This is a genomic window from Microbacterium esteraromaticum, from assembly GCF_014084045.1.
GTDB classification, from domain to species: Bacteria; Actinomycetota; Actinomycetes; order Actinomycetales; family Microbacteriaceae; genus Microbacterium; species Microbacterium esteraromaticum_D.
The window spans coordinates 417,350-441,840 of the sequence record NZ_CP043732.1 but is presented as its reverse complement, the minus strand read 5'-3'; the positions used below and the strand labels follow the sequence as shown (position 1 = coordinate 441,840).

The 24,491-nt window shown below is 69.8% G+C and carries 18 protein-coding genes and 1 tRNA gene; 12 read left to right on the top strand and 7 right to left on the bottom strand.

Annotation, left to right across the window (positions count from 1 at the left end; translation table 11 throughout):
* Positions 1-28: 28 nt before the first annotated feature.
* Positions 29-1,120, bottom strand: coding sequence for an alanine dehydrogenase (gene ald, locus FVO59_RS02125; protein ID WP_182254177.1), 1,092 nt, complete (start codon positions 1,118-1,120; stop codon positions 29-31).
* A 151-nt stretch (positions 1,121-1,271) separates the two neighbouring features.
* On the opposite strand from ald, the gene FVO59_RS02120 reads away from it, so the two are divergent.
* A complete protein-coding gene (locus FVO59_RS02120; protein WP_259363370.1) occupies positions 1,272-1,781 on the top strand; it encodes an Lrp/AsnC family transcriptional regulator in 510 nt (169 codons plus the stop codon).
* 38 nt (positions 1,782-1,819) lie between these two features.
* On the opposite strand, the gene rraA is transcribed toward FVO59_RS02120, so the two are convergent.
* From rraA to aceB, 3 genes are all read right to left on the bottom strand, one after another.
* Positions 1,820-2,284: a ribonuclease E activity regulator RraA gene (rraA, locus tag FVO59_RS02115; protein ID WP_182254172.1), complete on the bottom strand. Its 465-nt coding sequence runs from the start codon at positions 2,282-2,284 to the stop codon at positions 1,820-1,822.
* 101 nt (positions 2,285-2,385) lie between these two features.
* Positions 2,386-3,981 (bottom strand): isocitrate lyase, encoded by a 1,596-nt coding sequence (locus FVO59_RS02110; protein ID WP_182254170.1) that lies wholly within the window; start codon positions 3,979-3,981, stop codon positions 2,386-2,388.
* Positions 3,982-4,025: 44 nt separating this feature from the next.
* On the bottom strand, positions 4,026-5,684 hold the full coding sequence (gene aceB / locus FVO59_RS02105; protein ID WP_182254168.1) for a malate synthase A: 1,659 nt from the start codon (positions 5,682-5,684) through the stop codon (positions 4,026-4,028).
* Positions 5,685-5,827: 143 nt separating this feature from the next.
* On the opposite strand from aceB, the gene FVO59_RS02100 reads away from it, so the two are divergent.
* Both FVO59_RS02100 and FVO59_RS02095 read left to right on the top strand, forming a co-directional pair.
* On the top strand, positions 5,828-7,276 hold the full coding sequence (locus tag FVO59_RS02100) for an XRE family transcriptional regulator (protein WP_182254166.1): 1,449 nt from the start codon (positions 5,828-5,830) through the stop codon (positions 7,274-7,276).
* A gap of 55 nt (positions 7,277-7,331) precedes the next feature.
* Entirely contained in the window at positions 7,332-8,192 is an 861-nt protein-coding gene (locus tag FVO59_RS02095; RefSeq protein ID WP_182254164.1) for a hypothetical protein, read from the top strand.
* Positions 8,193-8,230: 38 nt separating this feature from the next.
* Here FVO59_RS02095 and FVO59_RS02090 read toward each other — a convergent pair whose 3' ends face one another.
* Positions 8,231-9,736 carry a PucR family transcriptional regulator gene (locus tag FVO59_RS02090; protein WP_182254162.1) on the bottom strand — a complete coding sequence of 502 codons (1,506 nt, stop codon included), beginning with the start codon at positions 9,734-9,736 and terminating at the stop codon, positions 8,231-8,233.
* Positions 9,737-9,835: 99 nt separating this feature from the next.
* Between FVO59_RS02090 and gabT the strand changes: the two genes are divergently transcribed.
* The 6 genes from gabT to FVO59_RS02060 all read left to right on the top strand — a co-directional run bounded on the left by gabT (position 9,836) and on the right by FVO59_RS02060 (position 17,972).
* Positions 9,836-11,194 (top strand): 4-aminobutyrate--2-oxoglutarate transaminase, encoded by a 1,359-nt coding sequence (gene gabT, locus FVO59_RS02085; protein WP_182254160.1) that lies wholly within the window; start codon positions 9,836-9,838, stop codon positions 11,192-11,194.
* Positions 11,195-11,280: 86 nt separating this feature from the next.
* Positions 11,281-12,660, top strand: a complete 1,380-nt coding sequence (locus FVO59_RS02080; protein ID WP_182254158.1) for a flavin monoamine oxidase family protein — start codon at positions 11,281-11,283, stop codon at positions 12,658-12,660.
* Positions 12,657-13,547: a universal stress protein gene (locus FVO59_RS02075; protein ID WP_182254156.1), complete on the top strand. Its 891-nt coding sequence runs from the start codon at positions 12,657-12,659 to the stop codon at positions 13,545-13,547. The genes FVO59_RS02080 and FVO59_RS02075 overlap by 4 nt, the downstream gene beginning before the upstream one ends.
* Positions 13,547-15,091: an APC family permease gene (locus FVO59_RS02070; protein ID WP_182254154.1), complete on the top strand. Its 1,545-nt coding sequence runs from the start codon at positions 13,547-13,549 to the stop codon at positions 15,089-15,091. The genes FVO59_RS02075 and FVO59_RS02070 overlap by 1 nt, the downstream gene beginning before the upstream one ends.
* A 24-nt stretch (positions 15,092-15,115) precedes the next feature.
* Positions 15,116-16,585 (top strand): NAD-dependent succinate-semialdehyde dehydrogenase, encoded by a 1,470-nt coding sequence (locus tag FVO59_RS02065; protein ID WP_182254152.1) that lies wholly within the window; start codon positions 15,116-15,118, stop codon positions 16,583-16,585.
* Positions 16,586-16,610: 25 nt separating this feature from the next.
* Positions 16,611-17,972: an NAD-dependent succinate-semialdehyde dehydrogenase gene (locus FVO59_RS02060; protein ID WP_182254150.1), complete on the top strand. Its 1,362-nt coding sequence runs from the start codon at positions 16,611-16,613 to the stop codon at positions 17,970-17,972.
* A 230-nt stretch (positions 17,973-18,202) separates the two neighbouring features.
* Here FVO59_RS02060 and FVO59_RS02055 read toward each other — a convergent pair whose 3' ends face one another.
* Both FVO59_RS02055 and FVO59_RS02050 read right to left on the bottom strand, forming a co-directional pair.
* Entirely contained in the window at positions 18,203-20,995 is a 2,793-nt protein-coding gene (locus tag FVO59_RS02055; RefSeq protein ID WP_182254148.1) for a hypothetical protein, read from the bottom strand.
* Positions 20,995-22,839, bottom strand: coding sequence for an HSP90 family protein (locus FVO59_RS02050; RefSeq protein WP_259363369.1), 1,845 nt, complete (start codon positions 22,837-22,839; stop codon positions 20,995-20,997). The genes FVO59_RS02055 and FVO59_RS02050 overlap by 1 nt, the downstream gene beginning before the upstream one ends.
* 199 nt (positions 22,840-23,038) lie before the next feature.
* Between FVO59_RS02050 and FVO59_RS02045 the strand changes: the two genes are divergently transcribed.
* The 3 genes from FVO59_RS02045 to nusG all read left to right on the top strand — a co-directional run bounded on the left by FVO59_RS02045 (position 23,039) and on the right by nusG (position 24,491).
* Positions 23,039-23,111 (top strand) — tRNA-Trp (locus FVO59_RS02045).
* Positions 23,112-23,147: 36 nt separating this feature from the next.
* Positions 23,148-23,417, top strand: a complete 270-nt coding sequence (gene secE, locus FVO59_RS02040; protein ID WP_182254145.1) for a preprotein translocase subunit SecE — start codon at positions 23,148-23,150, stop codon at positions 23,415-23,417.
* 57 nt (positions 23,418-23,474) lie between these two features.
* Positions 23,475-24,491: a transcription termination/antitermination protein NusG gene (nusG, locus tag FVO59_RS02035; protein ID WP_182254143.1), complete on the top strand. Its 1,017-nt coding sequence runs from the start codon at positions 23,475-23,477 to the stop codon at positions 24,489-24,491.

The window sequence follows — 24,491 nt, the reverse complement described above, 5'->3', positions numbered from 1 at the left end:
CGCACGATCATCCGTCGAGCGGATGCCGTCAGCCGGCCAGCCCGTGAGCCTCGGCGACCGCGGGAAGCGTGATGCGTCCGCCCTGCACGTTCAGGCCCTTCGCCAGCGCGGCGTCGTCGGCAGCTGCGGCATCCCAGCCCTTGCCGGCGATCGCCGACACGTAGGGGAGGGTGGCGTTGGTGAGCGCGCGCGTGGCCGTCTCGGGCACAGCCCCCGGCATGTTCGCGACGCAGTAGTAGATCGAGTCGTGCACGGCGAAGGTCGGGTCGTCGTGAGTGGTCGGGCGCGAGCCCTCGAAGCATCCGCCCTGGTCGATCGCAATGTCGACGAGCACCGCACCTGGCTTCATGCCCGCGACCATCTCGTCGGTGACGAGCTTGGGTGCCGCTGCTCCCGGGATCAGCACCGAGCCGATGACGAGGTCGGCGGTCGCCAGCTCCTCGGCGATGTCGTAGCGGTTGGATGCGCGGGTCTCGAGGGCGCCGCCGTAGCGGTGCTCGAGTTCGCGCAGGCGCGGCAGCGAGATGTCGAACACGGTCACCTTCGAGCCGAGGCCGAGGGCGTTGGCCGCGGCGTGCTCGCCGGCGACGCCGCCGCCGATCACGACGGTCTTGGCGCGCGGGGTGCCTGCGATGCCGCCGAGCAGCGTGCCGCGGCCGCCGTTCGAGCGCATCAGCGAGTACGACCCGACGGTCACCGAGAGGCGGCCGGCGATCTCGCTCATCGGCACGAGCAGGGGCAGGGTGCGGTCGGGCAGCTGCACCGTCTCGTAGGCGACGGCGGTGGTGCCGGCGTCGACGAGCGCGGTGGTGAGGGCGCGGTCGGCGGCGAGGTGCAGGTAGGTGAAGAGGGTGAGGTCGGAGCGCAGGTGGCCGTACTCCTGGTCGATCGGCTCCTTGACCTTCAGCAGCAGGTCGGCTTCGCCCCAGGCCTCGTCGGCGGATGTCACGATCTCGGCTCCCGCGGCGCGGTAGTCGTCGTCGCTGATGCGCGAGCCGAGACCGGCTCCGGACTGCACGAGCACGCGGTGGCCCTCGTGCACGAGGCGGTCGGCGCCGGCGGGGGTCAGAGCGACCCGGTTCTCGTTGTTCTTGACTTCGGTCGGGACGCCGATCTTCATCGATCCTCCAAGACGGGGGCAGGCACGGGGCACGCGTTCTTCGGCGGGTGCGGCCGGAAGCGCGTAGAAAAGGATCGCAGGAACGAGCGGATTCCAGGTAGGACTTCGAAGAACATTCGGTTCTGGGTGCCGATCTGGAATGATCGTTCGCATGAGTCCGGTCTCGGGGGCCTCCGCGCCGAACAGCATCCAGTCCGCGCCGCTGGATGCGCTGGACACCACGCTCGTGCGCCTGCTGATGGCCGACGGCCGCATGACGAACGCCGAGCTCGCCGCGCGCCTGGGCGTCGCTCCCTCGACGGCGCATGCGCGTCTGCGCTCACTGGTCGACCGAGGGGTGATCACCGGATTCCACGCGAGTGTGGACGAGCGGATGCTGGGTGCCGGGCTCCAGGCGGTCATCGGCGTGAGCCTGCGGCCCAGCGCCCGTCGCGAGAGCATCGTCGAGTTCGAGAAGCGTGTGCGCGCGCTGCCTCAGGTCATCCAGGTGTTCTTCCTGGGCGGCGACGACGACTTCCTGCTGCATGTCGCGGTCGCCGACTCGACGCAGCTGCGCGAGTTCGTGCTCGAGCATCTGTCGGCGCAGAGCAGCGTGGCATCCACGCGCACCAGCGTCGTCTTCGACTATCACCGCAACGCCGTCGCCGCGTCGTTCCTGTGACCCGAGTCGCCCCTGCGACCCGCTGAGCGCGGGCGAGGTCAGCGCTCGACGAGCACTCCGTCGTCGTCGGCGTACAGGCGCGCCCCTGGACGGAAGGTCACTCCACCGAACTCGACCGTCACGTCGGCCTCTCCGGTGCCCTGCTTGCCGCTCTTGCGCGGGTTGGTGCCCAGCGCCTTCACGCCCAGCGGCATGGTGCCGATCGCGACGCTGTCGCGCACGCAGCCGTGGATGACGACGCCGGCCCACCCGTTGTCGACGGCGAGCTGGGCGATCATGTCGCCCATGAGCGCGGTGCCGTACGAGCCGTCGCCGTCGACGACCAGCACCGCGCCGTCGCCGGGGGAGGAGAGCAGCGACTTCAGCAGCGCGTTGTCCTGAAAGCAGCGCACCGTGCGGATCGGCCCCTCGAACGAGGCCCGGCCGCCGAACGAGCGAAGCTGCAGCGGCAGGGACTGCAGGTCGTCGCCGTGCACGTCGTAGAGGTCAGCGGTGGATGTCATGACTCACTCCTATCAGTTCTCGGGATGATCGGTCGCATGGCGACGCGGGAGGGGCCGGATGCCCGGCGGCACCCGACCCCTCCCGCCGGCTGAGCGTCGGATCAGCTGAACTGGTTCATCGTGTTGTGCTGGCCGCCGGCCTTGAGAGCCGCTTCGCCTGCGAAGTACTCCTTGTGGTTGTCGCCCAGGTCGGAGCCGGCCATGTTCTGGTGCTTGACGGTGGCGATGCCGCCGCGGATCTCGCGACGCTGCACGCCCCTGACGTACGCCAGCATGCCCTCGTCGCCGAAATAGCCCTTCGCCAGGTCATCGGTCGACAGCGCTGCCGTGTGGTACGTCGGCAGGGTGATGAGGTGGTGGAAGATGCCCGCGCGGGCGGAGCCGTCGCGCTGGAAGGTGCGGATCTTCTCGTCGGCCAGTTCGGCGAGTTCTGTGCCGTCGTAGTCCACGCTCATGAGCCTGTCGCGCTCGTATGCCGACACGTCGTCACCGCGCTCGAGCATCGCGTCGTACGCCTGCTGCCTGAAGTTCAGCGTCCAGTTGAACGAGGGGCTGTTGTTGTAGACCAGCTTCGCGTCGGGGATGACCTCGCGGATGCGGTCGACCATGCCGGCGATCTGCTCGACGTGCGGCTTCTCGGTCTCGATCCAGAGCAGGTCGGCACCATGCTGCAGCGAGGTGATGCAGTCGAGAACGACGCGGTCGACGCCGGTGCCGGTGCGGAACTGGTACAGGTTGCTCGCCAGGCGCTTCGGGCGCAGCAGCCTTCCGTCGCGCTTGATCACCACATCGCCGTCGCCGAGGTCGTCTGCGGCGATCTCCTCGACGTCGAGGAACGAGTTGTACTGGTCGCCCAGATCGCCGGGCTGGTGCGAGACGGCGATCTTCTGCGTGAGGCCGGCGCCGAGCGAGTCGGTGCGCGCGACGATGATGCCGTTGTCGATGCCGAGCTCGAGGAAGGCGTAGCGCACCGCGTTGATCTTCGCGAGGAAGTCCTCGTGCGGCACGGTGACCTTGCCGTCCTGGTGGCCGCACTGCTTCTCGTCAGACACCTGGTTCTCGATCTGGATGGCGCACGCGCCGGCCTCGATCATCTTCTTGGCCAGGAGGTACGTCGCCTCGGGGTTTCCGAAGCCGGCGTCGATGTCGGCGATGATCGGCACGACGTGGGTCTCGAAGCCGTCGATCTGGGACTGGACGAACTCGACCGCCGTCTCGTCCCCCGCCGCCCTGGCCTCGTCGAGCTGCGTGAACAGGAGGTCGAGCTCACGGGCATCCGCCTGCCGGAGGAAGGTGTAGAGCTCCTCGATCAGCGCGGGGACAGCGGTCTTCTCGTGCATCGACTGGTCGGGCAGCGGGCCGAACTCCGAGCGCAGTGCCGCGACCATCCAGCCCGAGAGGTACAGGTAGCGCTTGTTCGTCGACTTCAGGTGCTTCTTGATCGAGATCATCTTCTGCTGGCCGATGAAGCCGTGCCAGACGCCGAGCGACTGGGTGTAGACCGACGAGTCGGCGTCATACTCCTGCATGTCGCGTCGCATGATGTCGGCGGTGTACTGCGCGATCTCGAGGCCGGTGCGGAATCGGTTCTGCGCGCGCATGCGCGCTGCCGACTCGGGGTCGATCGCGCTCCAGCCGGCGCCCTGTGCGTCCTTGAGCTGCTGGATGGCGGCGATGTCGTCCTGGTAACGGGTCATGGCGTGTCCTTCGTCGGTCGGGGATGGTCGGGTGGGGGAGTCGGTCAGTCGGTCAGGTAGCGGGAGTACGCCGGCAGGGTGAGGAACGCCGGGAACTCGGGCCGCAGCGTGACCTCGCGGAAGACCGCCGCGGCATCGTCGAACCGGTCGCCCTCGTGCCGAGGGGCTTCGGCCAGCACCTGCCGGATCAGGCCCTCGACGTGCTCGACGGTGATCGCCGTGCCCTCTTCGGTGCGGCGGTCCTGGTGGATCCACTGCCACACCTGCGAGCGGCTGATCTCGGCGGTGGCGGCGTCTTCCATCAGGCCGTCGATGGCGACGGCGCCCTGTCCTCGCAGCCAGGCCTCGAGGTAGCGGATGGCCACCGACACGTTCTCGTGCACGCCGGCATCGGTCACCGGGCGGCCGATGCGCAGGTCGAGCAGCTGCGACGCCGTCACCTCGACGTCGTCTCGCCGGCGGTCGAGCTGGTGCGGGCGCTCGCCGAGCACCGCGTCGAACTCGGCCTGGGCCGCGGGGATCAGATCGGGGTGCGCCACCCAGGTGCCGTCGAATCCGTCGCCGGCTTCGCGTCGCTTGTCGGCCGCCACCTTCGAGAGGGCGCGCTCGGTCTTCTCTGCGTCGCTGCGGTCGGGGATGAACGCGCTCATGCCGCCGATCGCGTGCGCTCCGCGCTTGTGGCAGGTCTTCACCAGCAGCTCGGTGTACGCCCGCATGAACGGCACGGTCATGGTGACCTCGCTGCGGTCCGGCAGCACGAACCGTGCGCCGCGTCCGCGATAGTTCTTGATGATCGAGAAGATGTAGTCCCAGCGTCCGGCGTTGAGGCCGGCGCAGTGATCGCGCAGCTCGTAGAGGATCTCGTCCATCTCGAAGGCGGCGGGCAGGGTCTCGATCAGCACCGTCGCGCGGATGGTGCCGTGCGGGATGCCGATGTACTCCTCGCTGAACGAGAAGACGTCGTTCCACAGCCTGGCCTCTTCGCTGGATTCGAGCTTGGCGAGGTAGAAGTACGGACCGCGCCCGGCGTCGATGAGAGCCTGCGCGTTGTGGAAGAAGTAGAGGCCGAAGTCGATCAGCGATCCGGATGCCGCGAGCCGGCGACCCGTGCGGTCTGTGAACTCGATGTGCTTCTCGCTCAGGTGCCAGCCCCTCGGGCGCATGACGATGGTGGGCGTCTGCTGGGCGGTGATCCGGTACTCCCTGCCCTCGGATGAGGTGTGCGTGAGCTCGCCGCGGATCGCGTCGCGCAGTGAGAGCTGGCCGCCGATGACGTTGCGCCAGGTCGGGCTGGTCGCATCCTCGAGGTCGGCGAGCCACACCTTGGCGCCCGAGTTCAGGGCGTTGATCGTCATCTTCGGATCGGTGGGACCGGTGATCTCGACACGGCGGTCCTCGAGGCCGGGGCCGGCTCCGGCGACGCGCCAGTCCGCGTCGTCGCGGATGTGAGCGGTGTCATCGCGGAAGCGCGGGTCGTGGCCGTTGCCGATCTCGAAACGGCGACGCATGCGGTCGGCGAGGCGATCGTGGCGTCGTCCGCTGAAGCGGTGGTGCAGCTCGGTGAGGAACGCGATGGCCTCGGTGGTGAGGATCTCGTCGTGGCGGTCGAGCTGCGGCGCGGTGATGTGCAGCGTCGGGCCGAGTCCGGCGGAGACGGCTGCGTCGACGGTGCGAGTCGGTGCGGTCGCAGTGGGAATGCTCATGATCTGTCTCCTCCGTGAGATGTCCGGTCGGCCTCGGTGGCCGGGTGGGTTGAGATCCACTGTGGGTGAAGAAACCCACCTCGCCCGACCAAATGTGGAGAGAAGTTTGATCGAATTTCTGTTTCTGTGACAGACTGCACCGCATGACCCTGCTCGAGGAATCCGATTCCGACGCGCTGACCATCGGCCGGCGCATCCGCCAGCTGCGCACCGCGCAGGGCATGACGCTCGAAGAGCTGGCTGCTCGCATAGACCGGGCGCCCAGCCAGGTGTCGATGTTCGAGACCGGCAAACGAGAGCCCAAGCTCACCCTGCTGCAGACGATCGCGAAGGTGCTCGGCACCACCCTCGACGGCCTGCTCGAGGGCGAGCCGCTCGACGAGCGCGCCACGAAGGAGATCGCGCTCGAGCGCGCGATGAAGGGCCAGACGTTCCGCGCCCTGGGCATCCCGTCGTTCCGCATCGGCAAGTCGCTCTCAGACGACGCCATCGACGCGATGCTCGCCCTGCACGGCGAGATCGAGCGGCTGCGCGACGAGCGCGCCGCGACGCCGGAGGAGGCGCGTCGCGCCAACCTCGAGCTGCGCCATCTGATGCGCACGCAGGACAACTACTTCGCCGACCTCGAGGCGCAGGCCCGCGAGATCCTCGATGCGGTCGGCCACCCTGGCGGGCCGCTCACCCAGCGCACCGCGTCTGAGATCGCGGCCCATCTCGGCTTCACGCTGCACTACGCGCCGGACCTGCCGCAGTCGACCCGCAGCGTCGCAGACCTCGCGCACGGCCGGCTCTACCTGTCGAGCAGCATCCCCGCCAAGGGCGATGCGCGCACCGCCGTCCTGCAGGCGCTGTCGAGCCGCATCCTCGGCCACTCCGAACCGCGCAGCTACGCCGAGTTCCTGCGCCAGCGGGTCGAGACGAACTACCTCACCGGCGCTCTGCTCGTGCCCGAATCGCATGTCGTGCCGGTGCTGCAGGATGCCAAGCAGCGCCGTGCGATCTCGATCGAAGACCTCCGCGACGCGTACTCCGTCTCGTATGAGACCGCCGCTCACCGCTTCACGAATCTGGCGACTCGGCACCTGGGCATCCCGGTGCATTTCCTCAAGGTTCATGAGTCGGGCACCATCACGAAGGCGTACGAGAACGACGACGTGAACTTCCCCACCGACCGGCTCGGGTCGATCGAGGGGCAGATGTGCTGCCGCCGCTGGACGAGCCGTGAGGTGTTCGACGTCGACGACCGCTTCAACCCGTACTACCAGTACACCGACACCGGCAACGGCACCTACTGGTGCACCGCGCGCGTCGAGCCGTCGAGCGAAGGGCTGCACTCGGTGAGCGTCGGGGTGCGATTCGATGACACGAAGTGGTTCGTCGGGCGCGACACCCCGAACCGCGCCGTCTCGAAGCACTCGGTCGAGACGTGCTGCCGCCGCGCCCCTGCCGAGCTCGAGCAGCGGTGGCGCGATCAGTCGTGGCCGAACGTGCGCACCCCTCGCACCCTGCTCGCCACCCTGCCGACCGGATCGTTCCCCGGCGTCGACACGACCGACGTGTACGAGTTCCTCGAGGCGCACGCGCCGCGCTGAGCCGGAGACGCGCAGGCGCCCCGATAGTCTGACGGCGGCACGTCAGGGGGGATGCATGAGCGTGAGCAGCGACTCGACCGAGAAGGATCCGATCGACGATCCGCACCCTCTCCGCGCCGATCTGCGGGCGATGCGGCGCGGCGCGAACCTCGTCGTGCTGCTCGTCGCGGTCGCCGGCGGCGTGTGGGGCGTGTTCGACACGCTGGCGGATGCCGCTGGCGACCGCCCGTGGGGCACGCTGTCGATCGCGGCTCCCGCCGTGTACGCGGGCTGGTGCATGCTCGAGATGGCATGGAAGCCGCTGTCGCAGGTCGGCACCGTGCTGCTCCGGCTGATGACCGCGTGCTTCGTCGCTCCGCTGTTCGTCGCCGTCCCGGTCGGGATCGTGCAGGCGGTCGCCCTTGCCTTTCCCGGTGTGCGGCAGACGATCGCGGATGCCACCGCGGCCAACGACGGGTTCCACTACTGGTGGAGCGAGGGCCTCGGCGCACAGCTCGCGCTCGTGCCCGGCGCCGGCTACGTGGTCGGCATGTGCGCGCCGCTCGCGGTGATCCTCATCATCGTGATGCCCGTGCTCTCGCTGCGTGCTCCGAGCATCGCCGCCGATGGTTCGCACCTCGAGAAGGTCGAGCCCGGGCGGCGGGATGCTGCGACCGCCTTCGTGTTCGTCGGGCTCGGGGCGACGGTGCTCGGCATCGGGCTGTGGGGGTTCGGCGAGGGCAGGAGCATCGGCGAGTTCCCCGAGTACCTCGGCCGGTTCGTCGAGGCGCTGTCGTACGGCTACGCGCGGTGGGACGAGGCGGTGTGGCTCATCGGCGTGGTGCTGATCGTGCTCGGCATCGCTGGGATGGCCTGGGGCTGCGTGCGGGTGCTGATCGCCCGCAGGCGTTCCGCGGCCGAGGCGCCCGAGCGCTGACGGCATCGGCGCCGGGTCAGCGCGAGCGGGGCCGGTCGTCACTCCGCGGCGCGCAGCGTCGCCCAGAGCTCGGCGCGCGCCGGGAACGAGGTGAGATCGGTGCCGAGCAGGTTCGCCGCCTGCGCGATGCGGGTGCGCAGGGTGTGGCGGTGGATGCCGAGGACCGCTGCCGTCTGCTCGGCATGCGTGTCGTGCTCGAGCCATGCGCGCAGGGTGCGCTCGAGCTCGGTGCCGCTGGTCGCGTCGTGCGCGCGCAGCGTGGCGAGGCGGGTCCGGGCGAGCGTGCGGGTCTCGCTCGAGACCAGGGCGTCGAGCACACCGCCCGGCTGCACGTCGTGGTACTCGATCACGCCCTCGCGGCCGGAGCGTTGCAGGGCGGTCATCGCCTGCGCATGAGCGTGCGAGAACCCCGTGTACTCGGCCGGTTCCGAGACGCCGATCCGGATGTCGAACCGCGCCGACACCTGGTCGAGCAGACCTCGCGACGATGCGCCGATGCAGATCGTCAGCCCGTCGGCGTCCTCGGCCACGAACGTGACCGTGCCGCCGACGGCCCGCTGCCGCTCGAACCAGCCCACCACGGCGTCGACCGGCGCGGCGTCCGCCGTCGCGACGAGCATCGGCGCGGGCGGCATGGCGCCGAGCGTTCGCCTGGCGAGGGAGGGGTCATCGGCCCGCAGGGAGGCGAGCAGCTGAGTGTGCATGCGTCGCCGGCCACGGGCGAGCTGCTCGCTCTGCTCGAGTGCGAGACCCGCCATCGCGATGGCCGTGGTGATGACGGCACGGGCCTCGGCGTCGATGGGGCTGAGGTCGACTCCGATGACGCCCTTCAGCTGGCCGGTGCGGCCGAAGGTGAACAGGGTGACCGTGCGATCGCCCTCGTCGAGCGATCGACTGGCGGTCGTCCCCCTTGCGAGCAGATCGGCCACGGCATCCGAGACGGCGTCCGCACCGCCGTCGAGCGCCGCCGGATGCTGCTGCGCTGTCGCGCCGCTCGAGTCGAACAGTCCGACCCAGCAGCCGAGGCGCCGGGCCAGTTCGGTCAGGGTCGCCTCCAGGCCCCGAGGGCGCAGGGCCGCCACGGCCAGCGCGCGCTGCACCTCGAGCGCCCAGGTGCGCCGGGCGTAGGCGTGGGCGGCCATCGACTCGGCGTGCGCGCGGGCGATCGCGAGGAAGGGGATGTCGTAGGGCACCTCGAACAGTGCGAGCCCCGCGCCGGCGCACGCCGTCACGAGCTCGTCGGACGGACCCACCCGGTGCACGCCCGACCCGAAACCGAGTGCGAGAACGCCGCGGCGCACAAGGCGCTCCACGTACGCGTCGGCGCCCGGTGCGTCGCGGTCGGCGAACTGGCTGCCCGTCGTCAGCAGCACGAGGTCGTCGGCGAGGAACGGCGTCGGGTCTACGAGGTCGGAGCTGTGCACCCAGCGCACGGGAAGATCCAGCGCGCCATCGGCGAGCGACTCCTCGGGCGAGACGAGGCTCAGGCGCAGCTCGGCGTGCCCGAGCAGGGTGCGCAGCGTCGGAGCGGCGGCGGTCTCCACGGAGTCTCCTCAACTCGGCTGTACAGCAAGGCGAAAGTTCTCTCTCAAGTGTACGACTCGGCGAATGCATCCGTCTTCCCGCGGTCGTAGCCTCGCCTCATGACCCTCATCGACGAGACCTCCACGATTCCCGCAGGCGGACCCACCCTCGAGCAGGTCCGTCGTGTCGTCACAGAACTCCCCGGGCCGAAGTCCGCGGCGATCCTCGCCCGCAAGGCCGACGCGGTCGCCGCCGGCGTCGCGCACTCCATGCCCGTCTCCGTCGTCGCCGCCGGCGGTGGCGTCGTCGTCGACGCCGACGGCAACTCGCTCATCGACCTCGGCTCAGGCATCGCCGTGACCAGCGTCGGCAACGCGCACCCCAAGGTCGCCGCCGCCGTGGCCGCACAGGCAGCGCAGTTCACCCACACCTGCTTCATGGTGTCGCCGTACGAGTCGTACGTCGACGTGGCCGAGGCGCTCAACCGCCTGACCCCCGGCGACTTCGCCAAGAAGACCGCGCTGTTCAACTCGGGCGCAGAGGCCGTCGAGAACGCGATCAAGATCGCCCGCAAGCACACCGGCCGTCAGGCGGTCGTCGCCTTCGACCACGGCTACCACGGTCGCACCAACCTCACCATGGCGCTGACCGCCAAGTCGATGCCCTACAAGGCCGGTTTCGGTCCCTTCGCACCCGAGGTGTACCGCGTTCCCGGCTCATACCCCTACCGCGACGGCCTCACCGGTGCCGAGGCGGCGAAGCGCGCGATCACCCTCATCGAGAAGCAGATCGGCGCCGACAGCCTGGCCGCCGTGATCATCGAGCCCATCCAGGGCGAGGGCGGGTTCATCGTGCCCGCCGACGGCTTCCTCGACGCGGTCGTGGCCTGGTGCCGTGACAACGGCGTGGTCTTCATCGCCGACGAGGTGCAGACGGGCTTCGCCCGCACCGGCGCGATGTTCGCCAGCGAGATCTTCGGCATCGAGCCCGACCTGATCACCACCGCCAAGGGCATCGCCGCGGGCCTGCCGCTCGCCGGCGTCACCGGCCGCGCCGAGATCATGGACTCCGCGCACGCGGGCGGCCTCGGCGGCACCTACGGCGGCAACCCGATCGCGTGCGCAGCCGCGCTCGCCGCGATCGACGCCTTCGAGAACGACGGTCTCGTCGAGCGCGCCCAGCAGATCGGCGCGCTGCTCACCGAGCGACTGGATGCGATCCGCGCGAACGACCCCCGTCTCGGCGACATCCGCGGCCACGGCGCGATGATCGCCGTCGAGTTCGTCGACGCCGAGACCGGTGCTCCCGATGCCGCTCTCACCGCAGCCGTCGCCAAGGCCTGCGTGGCCGAAGGGGTCATCATCCTCACCTGCGGCACCTTCGGCAACGTCATCCGCTTCCTGCCGCCGCTGTCGATCGGCGACGACCTGCTGAACGAGGGCATCGACGTCCTCGCTGCCGCGCTCGAGCGCGCCTGAGACGGCCGGCCGCGATCCCGGTCGGGGGATCAGGGAGCGCGGCCGGCACACCCGACTCGAACATTCCGCATCAAAGGAGATCACCAATGGCACAGCGAGAGATCAGTCGCGACGTCGTCATCGTCGGAGCCGGAGCCGCCGGCACCACCGCAGCGAACGAGCTGCGCAAGGCCGGCCTGTCGGTCGTCGTGCTGGAGGCGCGCGACCGCGTCGGCGGCCGGCTGTGGACCGACGTCATCGACGGCGCGATGCTCGAGATCGGCGGCCAGTGGGTCTCGCCGGATCAGGATGCCCTGATCGAGACGCTCGACGAGCTCGGGCTCGAGACCTACAGCCGCTACCGCGAGGGCGACAGCGTCTACGTGGGCCCGGACGGGCAGCTGCACCGCTTCACGGGTGAGATGTTCCCCGTGTCCACCGAGACCGAGGCGGTGATCGCCGAGCTCACCGAGCGGCTCGACGCGATGGTCGCCGAGATCGACCCCGACCGCCCCTGGGAGCACCCGAACGCGGCCGAGTGGGACTCGGTCACCTGGGACGCGTGGCTGCGTCAGCAGACCGACGACGACGAGGCGGTGCGCAACCTGGCCTTCGCCACGGGATCGGCGATGCTCACCAAGCCGACCCACGCGTTCTCGCTGCTGCAGTCGCTGCTGATGGCCGCATCGGCCGGCTCGTACTCGAACCTCGTCGACGCCGACTTCATCCTCGACAAGCGGGTCGTCGGCGGTCTGCAGCAGGTGCCCCTGCTGCTCGCAGAGCGTCTCGGCGACGATGTGATGCTCGGCCAGCCGGTGCGCACGCTGGAGTGGTCGGACGAGGGCGTGGTCGCACACGCCGACGGCGTCACCGTCCGCGCGAAGCACGCGATCCTCGCGCACGCCCCCGTGCTGTACGACCGCATCTCCTTCGTGCCGCCCCTGCCGCGTCGTCAGCACCAGCTGCACCAGCACCTCTCGATGGGCTTCGTCATCAAGGTCCACGCGGTGTACGACCGCCCGTTCTGGCGCGAGCAGGGCCTGAGCGGCACGGCGTTCAGCCCGTACGAGCTCTCGCACGAGGCGTACGACAACACCAACCACGGCGACGAGCGCGGCACCCTGGTCGGCTTCGTCAGCGACCAGAACGCCGACGACCTGTTCGCCCTGAGCGCCGATGAGCGCAAGGAGCGCATCCTCGAGTCGCTGTCGCACTACTACGGCCCCGAGGCGAAGAACCCGGTCGTGTACTACGAGAGCGACTGGGGAACCGAGGAGTGGACCCGAGGTGCCTACGCGGCGAGCTTCGACATGGGCGGCCTGCACCGCTACGGCGCCGACCTGCGCGCCGCTGTCGGACCGATCCACTTCGCCTGCAGCGACATGGCGGGCGCCGGCTACCAGCACGTCGACGGCGCGATCCGCATGGGTCGACTCGCCGCCGCGCAGATCGTCGAGAGGACCGGCGCCGAGGTCGCCGGCGCATGACCGGGTCGATCGTCGTCGCATACACGGCGACGGATGCCGGGGCCGACGCCCTCGCGCTCGGCGCGCGCCTGGCGCGCAGCGTCGACGCGCACCTCGATCTGGTCATCGTGCTGCCGCCCGAGGGTACCCGCAGCCCGATCGTGGCTCCGGAGCGGGCCTACGAGGACTACGTCCGGGCGCAGGCCGAGGAGTGGCTGCGCGCCGCCATTGCCGAGGTGCCCGCCGATGTCCGCAGCATCGGCCACGTGCGCTTCAACGAGTCGTTCGCCGAGGGGATCATCGCGGCAGGCGAGGAGTTCGATGCGCGCCTGATCGTCGTGGGAGCAGCCAACGGCTCCACGCTCGGGCGCCACCGGCTCGGCTCGGTCGCATCGGAGCTGGTGCACTCGTCGCCCATCCCCGTCGCGCTCGCCCCGGCAGGATCGCGCCGCAATGCCGACGCCGACATGCCGATCTCGCGCGTGACGGCGGCGGTCGGCACCCGCGCCGGCGCCGACGCGCTGCTCGACGCCGCCGTGCGGCTGACGACCTCGGCGCAGAGCACTCTGCGGCTCGTGTCGCTCGTGCCGTTCGACGTGCCCGCAGGTCTCGACACCGGTGCGATCGAACTGGTGCAGAACTCGCACGGCGAAGACGTTCTCACCCAGGTGCGCGCCACCCTTCCCGAGGGCCTGGCGGCGGAGGTCGAGCGCGCCGCCGGAGACAGCGTCGAAGACGCCGTGGCGCACCTGCGCTGGCACCCGGGCGAGGTCGTGCTGGTCGGCTCGAGCCGCCTCGCACAGCCCCGGCGCCTCTTCCTCGGCTCGACAGCGGCGAAGATGCTGCACGAGCTTCCCGTCCCCATGATCGTCGTCCCGCGCACCCGCGCTGAAGCAGGAGAACATTGATGTCCAGCACTGATCGGGCGATGATGCCCGACTCCGGAGTGACGACCGGAATCTCTCAGAAGGGCCTGAGCGCGGGCGCCGTCGGCGTGCTCGGCGCCGTCGTGATCGGCATCTCGACGATCGCCCCTGCCTACACCCTCACCGCATCCCTCGGGCCGACGGTGGCCGAGGTGGGCACTCAGGTGCCCGCGATCATCCTGGTGGGCTTCATCCCGATGCTCCTCACCGCGTTCGGCTACCGCGAGCTCAACCGAGCCATGCCAGACTCGGGCACCTCGTTCACCTGGGGTGTGCGGGCCTTCGGCCCGTGGATCGGCTGGATGACCGGGTGGGGCCTGATCGCGGCCACCGTGATCGTGCTCTCGAACCTCGCCGGCATCGCGGTGGAGTTCCTGTTCCTGCTCATCGCGCAGGTCTCAGGGAACGCGGCGATCGCCGACCTCGCGTTCAACCCGATCATCAACGTGGTCGTCTGCCTGCTGTTCATGCTCGGCGCGACGCTCGTGTCGTACCGCGACATGCAGACGACGCAGAAGTTCCAGTACATCCTGGTGGGCTTCCAGCTCGTCGTCCTCGTCGTGTTCGCGGTGATGGCCATCATCAAGGCGGTCGACGGCGAGGCCCCCGAGCCGACCGCCTTCTCGTGGTCGTGGTTCAACCCGTTCGAGGTCCCCACCTTTAGCGCCTTCGCGGCCGGACTCTCGCTGTCGATCTTCATCTTCTGGGGGTGGGACGTCGTCCTCACGATGAACGAGGAGACGAAGAACCCCGAGAAGACCCCGGGCCGGGCGGCCATGCTCACCGTCGTGATCGTCGTCAGCCTGTACCTGCTGCTCTCGATCGGGCTCATCATGTTCGCCGGCGTCGGCACAGGTGCGCTGGGACTGGCGAACGAGGACATCTCGGCGAACGTGTTCTTCGCGCTGTCCGACCCCGTGCTCGGCCCGCTCGCCTTCCTCGTGTCGCTCGCCGTGCTCTCGAGCTCGGCCGCGTCGCTGCAGTCGACGGCGGTGGGACCTGCCCGCACGCTGCTCGCCATGGGCCACTACGGTGCGCTGCCGCAGAAGTTCGCACGGGTCAGCCCGCGGTTCTTCACCCCCGGGTACGCCACGATCGTCTCGGCTGTCGTCGCATCGGTGTTCTACGCCGTGATGCGACTGCTCAGCGAGAACGTGCTCACCGACACGATCCTGTCGCTCGGCATGATGATCTGCTTCTACTACGGGCTCACCGCCTTCGCGTGCGTGTGGTACTTCCGCCGCCAGTGGTTCGACTCCGCGCGCAGCTTCTTCTTCACCTTCCTCTTCCCGCTGGCCGGCGGAGGCATCCTCGCGGTGCTGTTCGTCACCACGCTGATCGACTCGATGGACCCCGCCTACGGCAGCGGGTCGAACATCGGCGGGATCGGGCTGGTGTTCATCCTCGGCGTGACCATCATCCTCGCCGGTGTGGCGATCATGATCTGGCAGGCGTTCCGGCGTCCCGCCTTCTTCCGAGGCGAGACCCTGGGTATGGACGCCCCGCCCAGCCTCCGCCGCCGCTGACTCCCCCACAGAATCGAGACGACCATGACACTCGCATCGAACGAGCAGGAACTCCTCTCCCGCGTCCCCGGCGGCCTCTTCATCGGCGGTCAGTGGACGGATGCCGAAGAGGGACGCACCTTCGACGTGCGCGACCCCGCCACCAACGCGGTGATCGCGTCGATCGCCGACGCGACGCCGGCCGACGGGATCCGCGCCCTCGACGCGGCGGTCGCCGCGCAGGATGCCTGGGCGGCCACCGCCCCGCGCACCCGCAGCGACATCCTGCGTCGCGCGTTCGACCTCGTGCAGGAGCACAAGGAGGACCTCGCGCTGCTGATGACCCTCGAGATGGGCAAGCCGCTGGCCGAGGCCCGTGGCGAGGTCGTCTACGGCGGCGAGTTCCTCCGCTGGTTCAGCGAGGAGGCCGTTCGGATCAGCGGCCGCTACGGCAGCAACCCTGAGGGCACCGGTCAGATGGTCGTGTCTCAGCGCCCCGTCGGCCCGTCGTTCTTCGTCACCCCGTGGAACTTCCCGTTCGCCATGGCGACCCGCAAGATCGCGCCCGCGCTCGCCGCCGGCTGCACCGTGGTGATCAAGCCGCCGGCACTGACCCCGCTGACCACCATCTTCTTCACGAAGCTGCTCGAGGAGGCAGGCCTTCCCGCCGGTGTGGTCAACGTCGTGCAGACCTCGCGCTCTGGAGCGCTGTCGGGCCCGATCATCGCCGACCCTCGTCTGCGCAAGCTGTCGTTCACCGGCTCCACGGAGGTGGGCCGCAAGCTCATCGCGCAGGCGGCGGACGGCATCCTCCGCGTGTCGATGGAGCTGGGCGGCAACGCTCCGTTCGTCGTCTTCGAGGACGCCGACCTCGACAAGGCCGTCGATGGCGCGATGGCGGCGAAGTTCCGCAACATCGGCCAGGCCTGCACCGCGGCCAACCGCTTCATCGTGCACCAGGACGTCGCCGACGAGTTCGCCCGTCGCGTCGCCGAGCGCGTGCAGGCGATGAAGATCGGCCGCGGCACCGAGGACGGCGTGGCCATCGGCCCGCTGATCGACGAGGATGCGGTCGCCAAGGCGCAGGAGCTCGTCGGCGACGCCGTCGACCGCGGCGCGCGCGTGCTCGCCGGCGGCAAGGCCCTCGAGGGCACGGGCACGTTCTACGAGCCCACCGTGCTGACCGACGTCGTCGCCGGCAGCGCCATCCTGCGCGAGGAGATCTTCGGACCGGTCCTCGCCATCGCGACCTTCGCCGACGAGGAAGAGGCCGTGCGCCTCGCGAACGACACCGAGTACGGCCTGGTCTCGTACGTGTTCACCGAGGACCTCGCCCGCGGCCACCGCATGATCGACGCGCTCGAGACGGGCATGATGGGTCTGAACGTGGGCGTCGTCTCCAACGCCGCCGCTCCCTTCGGCGGTGTGAAGCAGTCCGGCGTCGGCCGTGAGGGTGGCGCCGAGGGCATCCACGAGTACCTGTCGACCAAGTACACCCTGATCCCGAACAGCTGATCCGCCCTTTACGAGAGGAACCGAAATGACCGACTACGCCGTCGTCAATCCGGCCACCGGCGAGACCGTCGCCAGCTACGACACCGCCACGGACGAGCAGATCGAGCAGGCCATCGCGGCCGCGGCCTCGGCCGCGAAGAGCTGGGGAGCCACCGCCCCGGCCGACCGCGCCGCCGTCATCCGCCGCATCGCCGAGCTGCACCGCGAGCGCAAGGACGAGCTCGGTGCGATCATCGTGCGCGAGATGGGCAAGCCGATCGCCGCCGCCGTCGGAGAGGTCGAGTTCGCCGCCGACATCATCGAGTACTACGCCGACAACATCGAGGCGATCACGGCCGACCAGCCGCTGCAGATCCTGGGCGAGGGCACGGCCGTGGTGCGCCGTGCGCCGCTCGGAGCGCTGCTGGGCATCATGCCGTGGAACTTCCCGGCGTACCAGGTCGCACGCTTCGCCGCCCCGAACCTCGCGATCGGCAACACGATCATCCTCAAGCACGCACCGCAGTGCCCCGAGTCGGCAGCCGCGATCGAGGCCATCTACCGCGACGCCGGCCTGCCCGAGGGCGCGTACGTCAACGTGTACGCCACCAACGAGCAGGCGGCGACCATCATCGCCGACCCGCGCGTGCACGGCGTCTCGGTCACCGGCTCCGAGCGCGCCGGTGCCGCCGTCGCCGAGGTGGCCGGACGCAACCTCAAGAAGGTCGCTCTCGAGCTGGGCGGCTCCGACCCGTTCATCGTGCTCTCGGCCGACGACCTCGACTCGGTCGTGCAGCTCGCCGTCGACGCGCGCCTCGACAACAACGGACAGTCGTGCAACGGCGCCAAGCGCTTCGTCGTCGTCGACGGCCTGTACGAGGAGTTCACCTCGAAGTTCACGGCCGCTCTCGCCGCCGTATCGGCCGAGGACCCGACGCAGGAGGACACCGTGCTCGGCCCGCTGTCGTCGCTGGCCGCAGCCGAACGCCTGCAGGAGCAAGTCGACACGGCCGTCGCGCAGGGTGCGACCGTGCTGACCGGAGGCACCCGTGAGGGCGCGTTCTTCGCACCGACCGTGCTCGCCGACGTGACCCCCGAGATGGACGTGTACCGCGAGGAGCTCTTCGGCCCCGCTGCGGTCGTGTACCGCGTCGCCGACGAGGATGCCGCCGTCGAGCTTGCGAACGACACGTCCTTCGGTCTGGGTTCGTACGTGTTCACGACCGACCCCGAGCAGGCGGAGCGCGTCGCGAACCGCATCGAGGCGGGCATGGTCTACGTGAACATCGCGCTCGCCGACAGCCCCGAGCTGCCGTTCGGCGGCGTGAAGCGCAGCGGCACCTCGCGCGAGCTGGGTCTGCTGGCCGCCGACGAGTTCGTCAACAAGAAGCTGATCCGCAAGGCCTGATCGGTCTCACGAGAACAGGCCCGGTTCCTCGGAACCGGGCCTGTTCTGCGTTGTATCGCCTTCTTCGGACTTTCGACTCACCTTCGCCGAGGACAGGAGAACACGCGAGGACAGGAGATTCCGGGGGAATCCGGCCTGTTCTCGCGTGTTCTCCTGCGCTGGGTGAATCGAACGCCCGAACGCCCGAACGCCCCAACGCCCGAACGCTCGGATGCCCGGATGCCCCTGACTCAGTCCAGCAGGGCGCGCACCTCGGCGGCGTCGCCGGTGCGGCCGAGCTTCTCGAGCACGTCGCCGAGCTCGAGGGCCGCCACCTGATGCAGCGGCGGGATCTCGGCTGCGCGATCGAGCACGCTGCGATACAGCGGCACGGCGTCGTCGAGGCGATCGGCGCTCGCCAGCGCGCGGGCGGCGAACAGCTCGGAGCCGCCTGCCGAGGTGGCGTCGCCGACCTCGGCGAAGCCGTCGGCCGCGGTCAGCAGCGCCGCGATCGCGTCGTCGAGCCGGTCGAACTCGATCAGAGCGCGCCCGCGCGAGTCGGTCACATCGGCGAGCAGCCAGGGGGCGTCGTGCTCGGCGGCGAGAGCGGCGACCTCGTCGAAGAGCGCGAAGGCACGCTCGTCGCGGGCGCCGCCGTACGCCTGGCCCAGGTTGTGCAGCACGTCGACGATCGCGCCGACCGCCTCGGTGGGGCGCACCAGGTCGGCTGCCTGCTCGAGCAGGTCGCGGGCGTCGGAGTGCTCGCCGAACCGCGCGAGGATCTTCGCCTGCTCGGTGAGCACCAGCGCCTGCTCTGCAGGCTCCTCGGCCTCCTCATGCAGCTCCGCCGCGTATCCGTAGGCGCTCAACGCGTGGCCGTACTCCTCCGAGGCGGCGAGTGCGCGTGCCAGCACGCCCGCCGTCAGGGCACGCGATGCAGCAGATGCGCCGTTCTGCTCTTCGCGCTGCAGCACGTCGCCGAGCAGCTCGGCGGCCTCGGCCGCATGGCCTGCCGCCAGCATCGCGCGTCCGAGCCGGAACTCGGCGCCGCTGACATCGGCGTCGCGTTCCCGCATCAGCTGAACCCCTGCGCGGTAGCGCGGCACGGCCTTGTCGGCGTGTCCGGCGTCGTCCCACAGCGCGCCGGCGAGCATCTGAGCCTCGGCCAGCGCGCCGCCGGCGCCGAGCAGGGTCAGGATGCCGACGGCGGCGTCAGCATCCGCCGCACCGTCCTCGAGATTCCCCATCCCGCCGTGCAGCCGCGCTCGCACTCCGAGCAGACGCGCGCGCTGCCCCGGGTTGAGATCGTCATCGGCCAGCAGCGACTGCATCAGCTCGAGAGCCTGGTCGACCTCACCCAGTGCGACGTGCGCCATCGCTCGCATCATGATGCTCGCCGCCACGAGCCGCGCGTCGCCGGCCTCGGCGAAGCATGCGGCCGCCTGCTCGGTGAGCTCCGAGGCTCCGGCGGGGTCGTCAGAACGCAGCCGCCACGCGGCGAGGGTGATGGCGATGTCGCCGCGCGTCCATGCCGGCAGCCGGGCGGCGTCAGCCCACTCCTGCTCGAGCCCTTCCTGATCTCCCGACTCACCGCGCCCGTACAGGGCGAGCCCCCGGCGGGCCTCCAGGTCGGCCTGCTCGGTGAGCCCCGCTTCCCGCAGCGCCTCGCCCCGCACGGGCAGCAGCGCGTCTGCGCTGGCCCAGTCCTCCAGAGACGCGTACGCGCCGATGCGCAGGCTGAGCAGCCGTGCGCGCTTCTCGGCATCGGCGGGCTCTCCGGCGCGAGCGGCGGCAGCGAGGGCGTCGAGCTCGGATCCGTAGCTGGCCAGCGCGACCGCTCGGTCGTACCAGCCCTCGGCATCCGGGGGCTCTGGGGCGGTCGTCGCGACGGCGAACGCGTCCGAGCGGATCGGCACGTCCCAGCTCTGCTCGGCCAGCGCCCGCATCCGGATGCGGCGCTGCGCATGCCAGGTCGATCCGTCGCGTGCGTCGAACTCGGCGCCGATGCGGTCGGCGGCGGTGCCGGCGGCGGCGGCGAGACCGGATGCCGTCCACGAGCCCTCGCGGGGGCCGAAGAACGGCTCGAGCGCAGGGGCGTCGGCGCCGCGCACGGTGGCGTCGCCGTGGCCGGCTGCGGTCACGCGGTCGAGCGCGAAGGCGATCGCCGAGAGGATCGCGAAGTGCCCGTCGACGTTCAGCGGGTCGTGCGCCAGCCACGGCAGGTGGCGCTCGACCAGTGACAGTGCCCGCGCCTCGTTGCCCGTCACCGCGGCGAACACGATGTTGTTGGCGATGATGCCGAGGTTGTCAGGATTGTCCTTCGCCAGCCGGTAGCTGCGCAGGTGCGCCGACCTGGCGTCGTCGAGACGGCCCGTGCGCAGGTACGGCAGCAGCACGCGCGAGAGGGCGTGCTCGGGCTCCTCGCCGCAGGAGAAGCCGCCCTCGATCATCTCCTCGACCAGCCGGATGGCCTGCTCGTCACGGTCGGTGGCGGCGAAGAACCCTGCGTTCTGGCTTCGGCCGCAGGCGTCGCAATGGCTGTAGTCGTCGCGCGGAGTCGTCTCGAGCTGCCCGCGCAGCCGCTCGGCCTCGTCGATGCGGCCCGATGCCCATGCGTCTTCGAAGCGGGCGGTCAGCACGCCGCTCAGCCCGATGCCCGCGCGGCGGTAGTGCGCCTCCATGTCGTCGAGCACGGCGGCGATCTGCTCGCTCGAGAACGCGGGGGAGGCGCGCAGCGTGGCGGCCATCCACTTGAACTGCCACATCAGGTCGGCTGCGCCGTTCTCGATGTCGAGAGGGAAGCGCTGCGGGTCGGCGTCGTGGTGCGCGAGGCACCACGCGAACGAGTTCAGCATGATGTCGGTGAGCCCGCCCATGTTCGCCGAGGCCGTCTGGCGCATGCGCGCCTGGTACTCGAACTGCTCGTCGCCGAGCTCCTGAGCGAGCGCGACCGCCTCGGCGGTCAGATTCTGCTCGTGAGGGCCCCAGGGAGTGCTGTCGATCTCGTCGAGCAGCTGCTGGAATCGCGTCGTCGGGTCTGTCATCAAAGCTCCTCGGTGAGGGAATCGGGCAGGTCGAGGCCGTCGAAGGGGAAGTCGTCGCGCACGCCGGCCGACAGGGCGACGAGGTCGGTCAGCGCCGTGGTCATCATCGCCCGATCGGCGTCGCCGAGCGGGTGATGGCCGGCCAGCAGCGCCTGGATGTACAGCAGCTGCACGGTGCGGGAGAACACGGCGTCGTCGTCGACTCCCGCGAGGGTGCGCACGACCCGGTTCGACCAGTTCAGGCACAGCCGCGCTCGCAGGTCGTCGTCGCCTGCACCGCCGACGGTGTCGTCCACTCTCGAGAGCACGCCGCCCCAGAGCCCGCCGGTGATGCCCTTGGTGCGTCCACGGTCGATGGCGCGCAGCACGCGCGGGTCGGCGACGTACAGCCCGGTGAGGTCGGCGCGGTCGATGGAGCGGACGATCACACCGCATCCGGATGCCGCGAGCACGGCGCCCGCCCGCGCCTCGAGCGCGATCGCCGCCTCGCGGTCGTCGAGCGGGGGCGGGTCGAGCCTGTCGAGCTCGCCGGTGACGTCGATCTGCTCGACGGTGACGTCGGGGAACAGCGCGGGGAGGCCGGCGATCAGATCGGCGTCGTACAGGTAGCCGCCGTTGACGAGCACCTCGGATGCCGGCACGATGCCCGCCACCTGACGGAACTCGTCGACGGTGCGCGCGTAGCGGATGTGCTTGTGGCGCTCGACCAGATCGCCGACGCGGATGCTGCCGTGCGTCGTCTCGACGGTCAGCCATCGGGTGATGAACCGGGCGAGCTCGTCGTCATGGCGCACGAGCGACTTCAGCCCCAGCTCGTGCACCGCGACGAACTGCGTGAGCAGGTGCGGGGCGGTGAGCCCCAGTTCGAGCACCCAGCGACGGATGCCGGCTCCGAGCTGGTCGCGCACGTGCTCGAGGGCGGCGTCCTCGACGAGCGATTCACGGCTGGCAGTGGGGGAGAGGCCGGTGGAGTCGACGACGGCACGCACGAAGAACGCCCAGTCGGGCAGCACCTCCGCCGAGCGCTCGGAGAGCAGCATCCGGCCGAGGTACGTGCGCGTCGCCTGCCGCAGGTTCGGCGGTGGCGCGAACGGCAGCACGTACGCGAGACCCCGGGTGCCGGTCGCCGGTTCGGAGATCTCGATCACGTCCATCGGGGTCGCGCCGATGAGGTCGCGTCCATACGCGAGAGCGGCATCCGCGTCTCCTTCGCCGAGGAACGGCGCGGGGCGGGTGATGTCGACGTCGCCGCCGGGCATCCCGACCGTGACACGCACCGGCAGGAACTCGCCGAAGTCCTGGGCGAGCTGCCTGACAGCGGCGGGCCGCAGCAGGTCGGCGTGCTCGAACCGAGGAGTCAGATGCACGCTCGTGCCGACGGGCAGGTCGTCGGCGAGCTCGACCACCCGGAAGGTGCCGTCGGAGCTGCCGGTCCATTCCACCGCCGCACCGCCTCGCGCACTGCGCGAGCGGATGACGATGCGGTCCGACACCATGAAGCAGCTGAGCAGTCCGATGCCGAACTGCCCCAGGTAGTCGCTGCGCGGCATGTCGAAGATGTCGCGCTTCGAGCTTCTGCCGACGGTCGCGAGCAGGTCGGCGACCTCGGCGGCGGTGAGGCCGACCCCGTCGTCGCGCAGGACGAACTCGCCCCCGTCGTCGGCGAGAGGGGTGATCCGGATGCCGGTGCCCCCGCCGTCGACCTCGGAGCGGGCGGCGATGGCATCCCTGGCGTTCTGCAGCAGCTCCCGCAGGTACACCCGCGGGCCGGAGTAGATGTGCCTGCTCAGCAGATCGACGACTCCACGAAGATCGACCTGGAACTGCTGTGCATCCGCGCCCACTGCGCCCCTCTCGACACCGAACCTGAGCCGGTCGCGACCGGCACTACCAGTCTGCCCGAACCGGCGCGACTCACGCGGGCGTCGGCCCCGGTTCGGCCGACGGTTCCGGATGCCGTACACTTGAGGGGCAGTTGTCTGCATCCTTCACCGTGCCTCAGGGCCGCGGCGGGGAGGCGGACCCAGAGGCCACCCGGTCTCTAGGGCGGTAGCTCAATTGGCAGAGCAGCGGTCTCCAAAACCGCAGGTTGCAGGTTCGATTCCTGTCCGCCCTGCGCGTCAGCGCATGCTGACTCACGAAAGGTACGTGCATGGACCAGGACGACGTTCGCGGCGAGATCGCCGCCTCGGGCACCTACGCCCTGCGCGACAGCAAGCTCGGCTTCTTCGGACGCATCGCCCTGTTCTTCCGCCAGGTGATCGGCGAACTGCGCAAGGTCGTCACGCCGACCCGCAAGGAACTCGCCAAGTTCACCACCGTGGTGTTCGTCTTCGTGCTGATCGTCATGGGTCTGGTCTACGGACTCGACTGGCTCTTCGGAACCGGGGCGCACTACGTGTTCGGAGTCCCGCTGAGCTGATGCACCCACTTCGACCGCCCGTACGCCGGGCAGTCGCAGCTATTGGAAAGAAGCAAAGTGTCTGACAAGTATTCCGACGACGCCGACTGGGCGACCGCTGCAGAGCAGTCCAGCGAAGAGGACGAGGCCCAGGAGGGCAACGTGCTCGCCGAGCAGGAGCAGTCCTCCACGGCCGCCGAGCACAACGCCCTGCACATCGAGGGCGACGGCGAGATCGGCGTGGACTACGACGACACCGATGACATCGAAATCGAAGACCCGGAGGCGGACGCGATCGTGAACGACGCTCTGAACCTGGACGAAGCGGCTGAGACGGAAGCAGCCGCCGAGGTCCTCAACGACGCTGTGGCGGAGGAGTCCGCCGAGGCCGAGGCGGCCGCGGCCGACGAGGTCGCCCCGTACGACGGCCCCGAGGTCGGCGACTCCGCCGACGACGAGTCCGCCGCCGAGGAGGACCCGTACGAGGCGTTCCGCGCAGACCTGCGCATGCTGCCGGGCAAGTGGTACGTCATCCACTCCTACGCCGGCTTCGAGCGCAAGGTGAAGGCCAACATCGAGCAGCGCAAGTCGACGCTCGAGGTCGAGGACGACATCTACCAGATCGAGGTCCCGATGGAGGACGTCGTCGAGATCAAGAACGGCCAGCGCAAGATGGTCAACCGCGTGCGCATCCCCGGCTACGTGCTGGTGCGCATGGAGCTCAACGAGGACACCTGGTCGGTCGTTCGCCACACTCCCGGTGTCACCGGCTTCGTCGGCAACGCCCACAACCCGACGCCGCTGCGCTTCGAAGAGGCGTTCAACATGCTCAAGTCGCTCGTCGAGGTGAAGGACGTCCCGACCGCGAAGTCCATCGCCGCCAAGGGCGGGGTCGCCGTGGCGCGCCCCATGGCCGCCGAGGTCGACTTCGAGGTCGGCGAGACCATCACGATCAAGGAGGGCTCGTTCGCGGGGCTGCCCGGAACGATCAGCGAGATCAACGCCGCCAGCGGCAAGCTCACCGTGCTCGTCTCGCTCTTCGAGCGCGAGACCCCGGTCGAGCTGTCGTTCGAGCAGGTCACCAAGATGATCTGA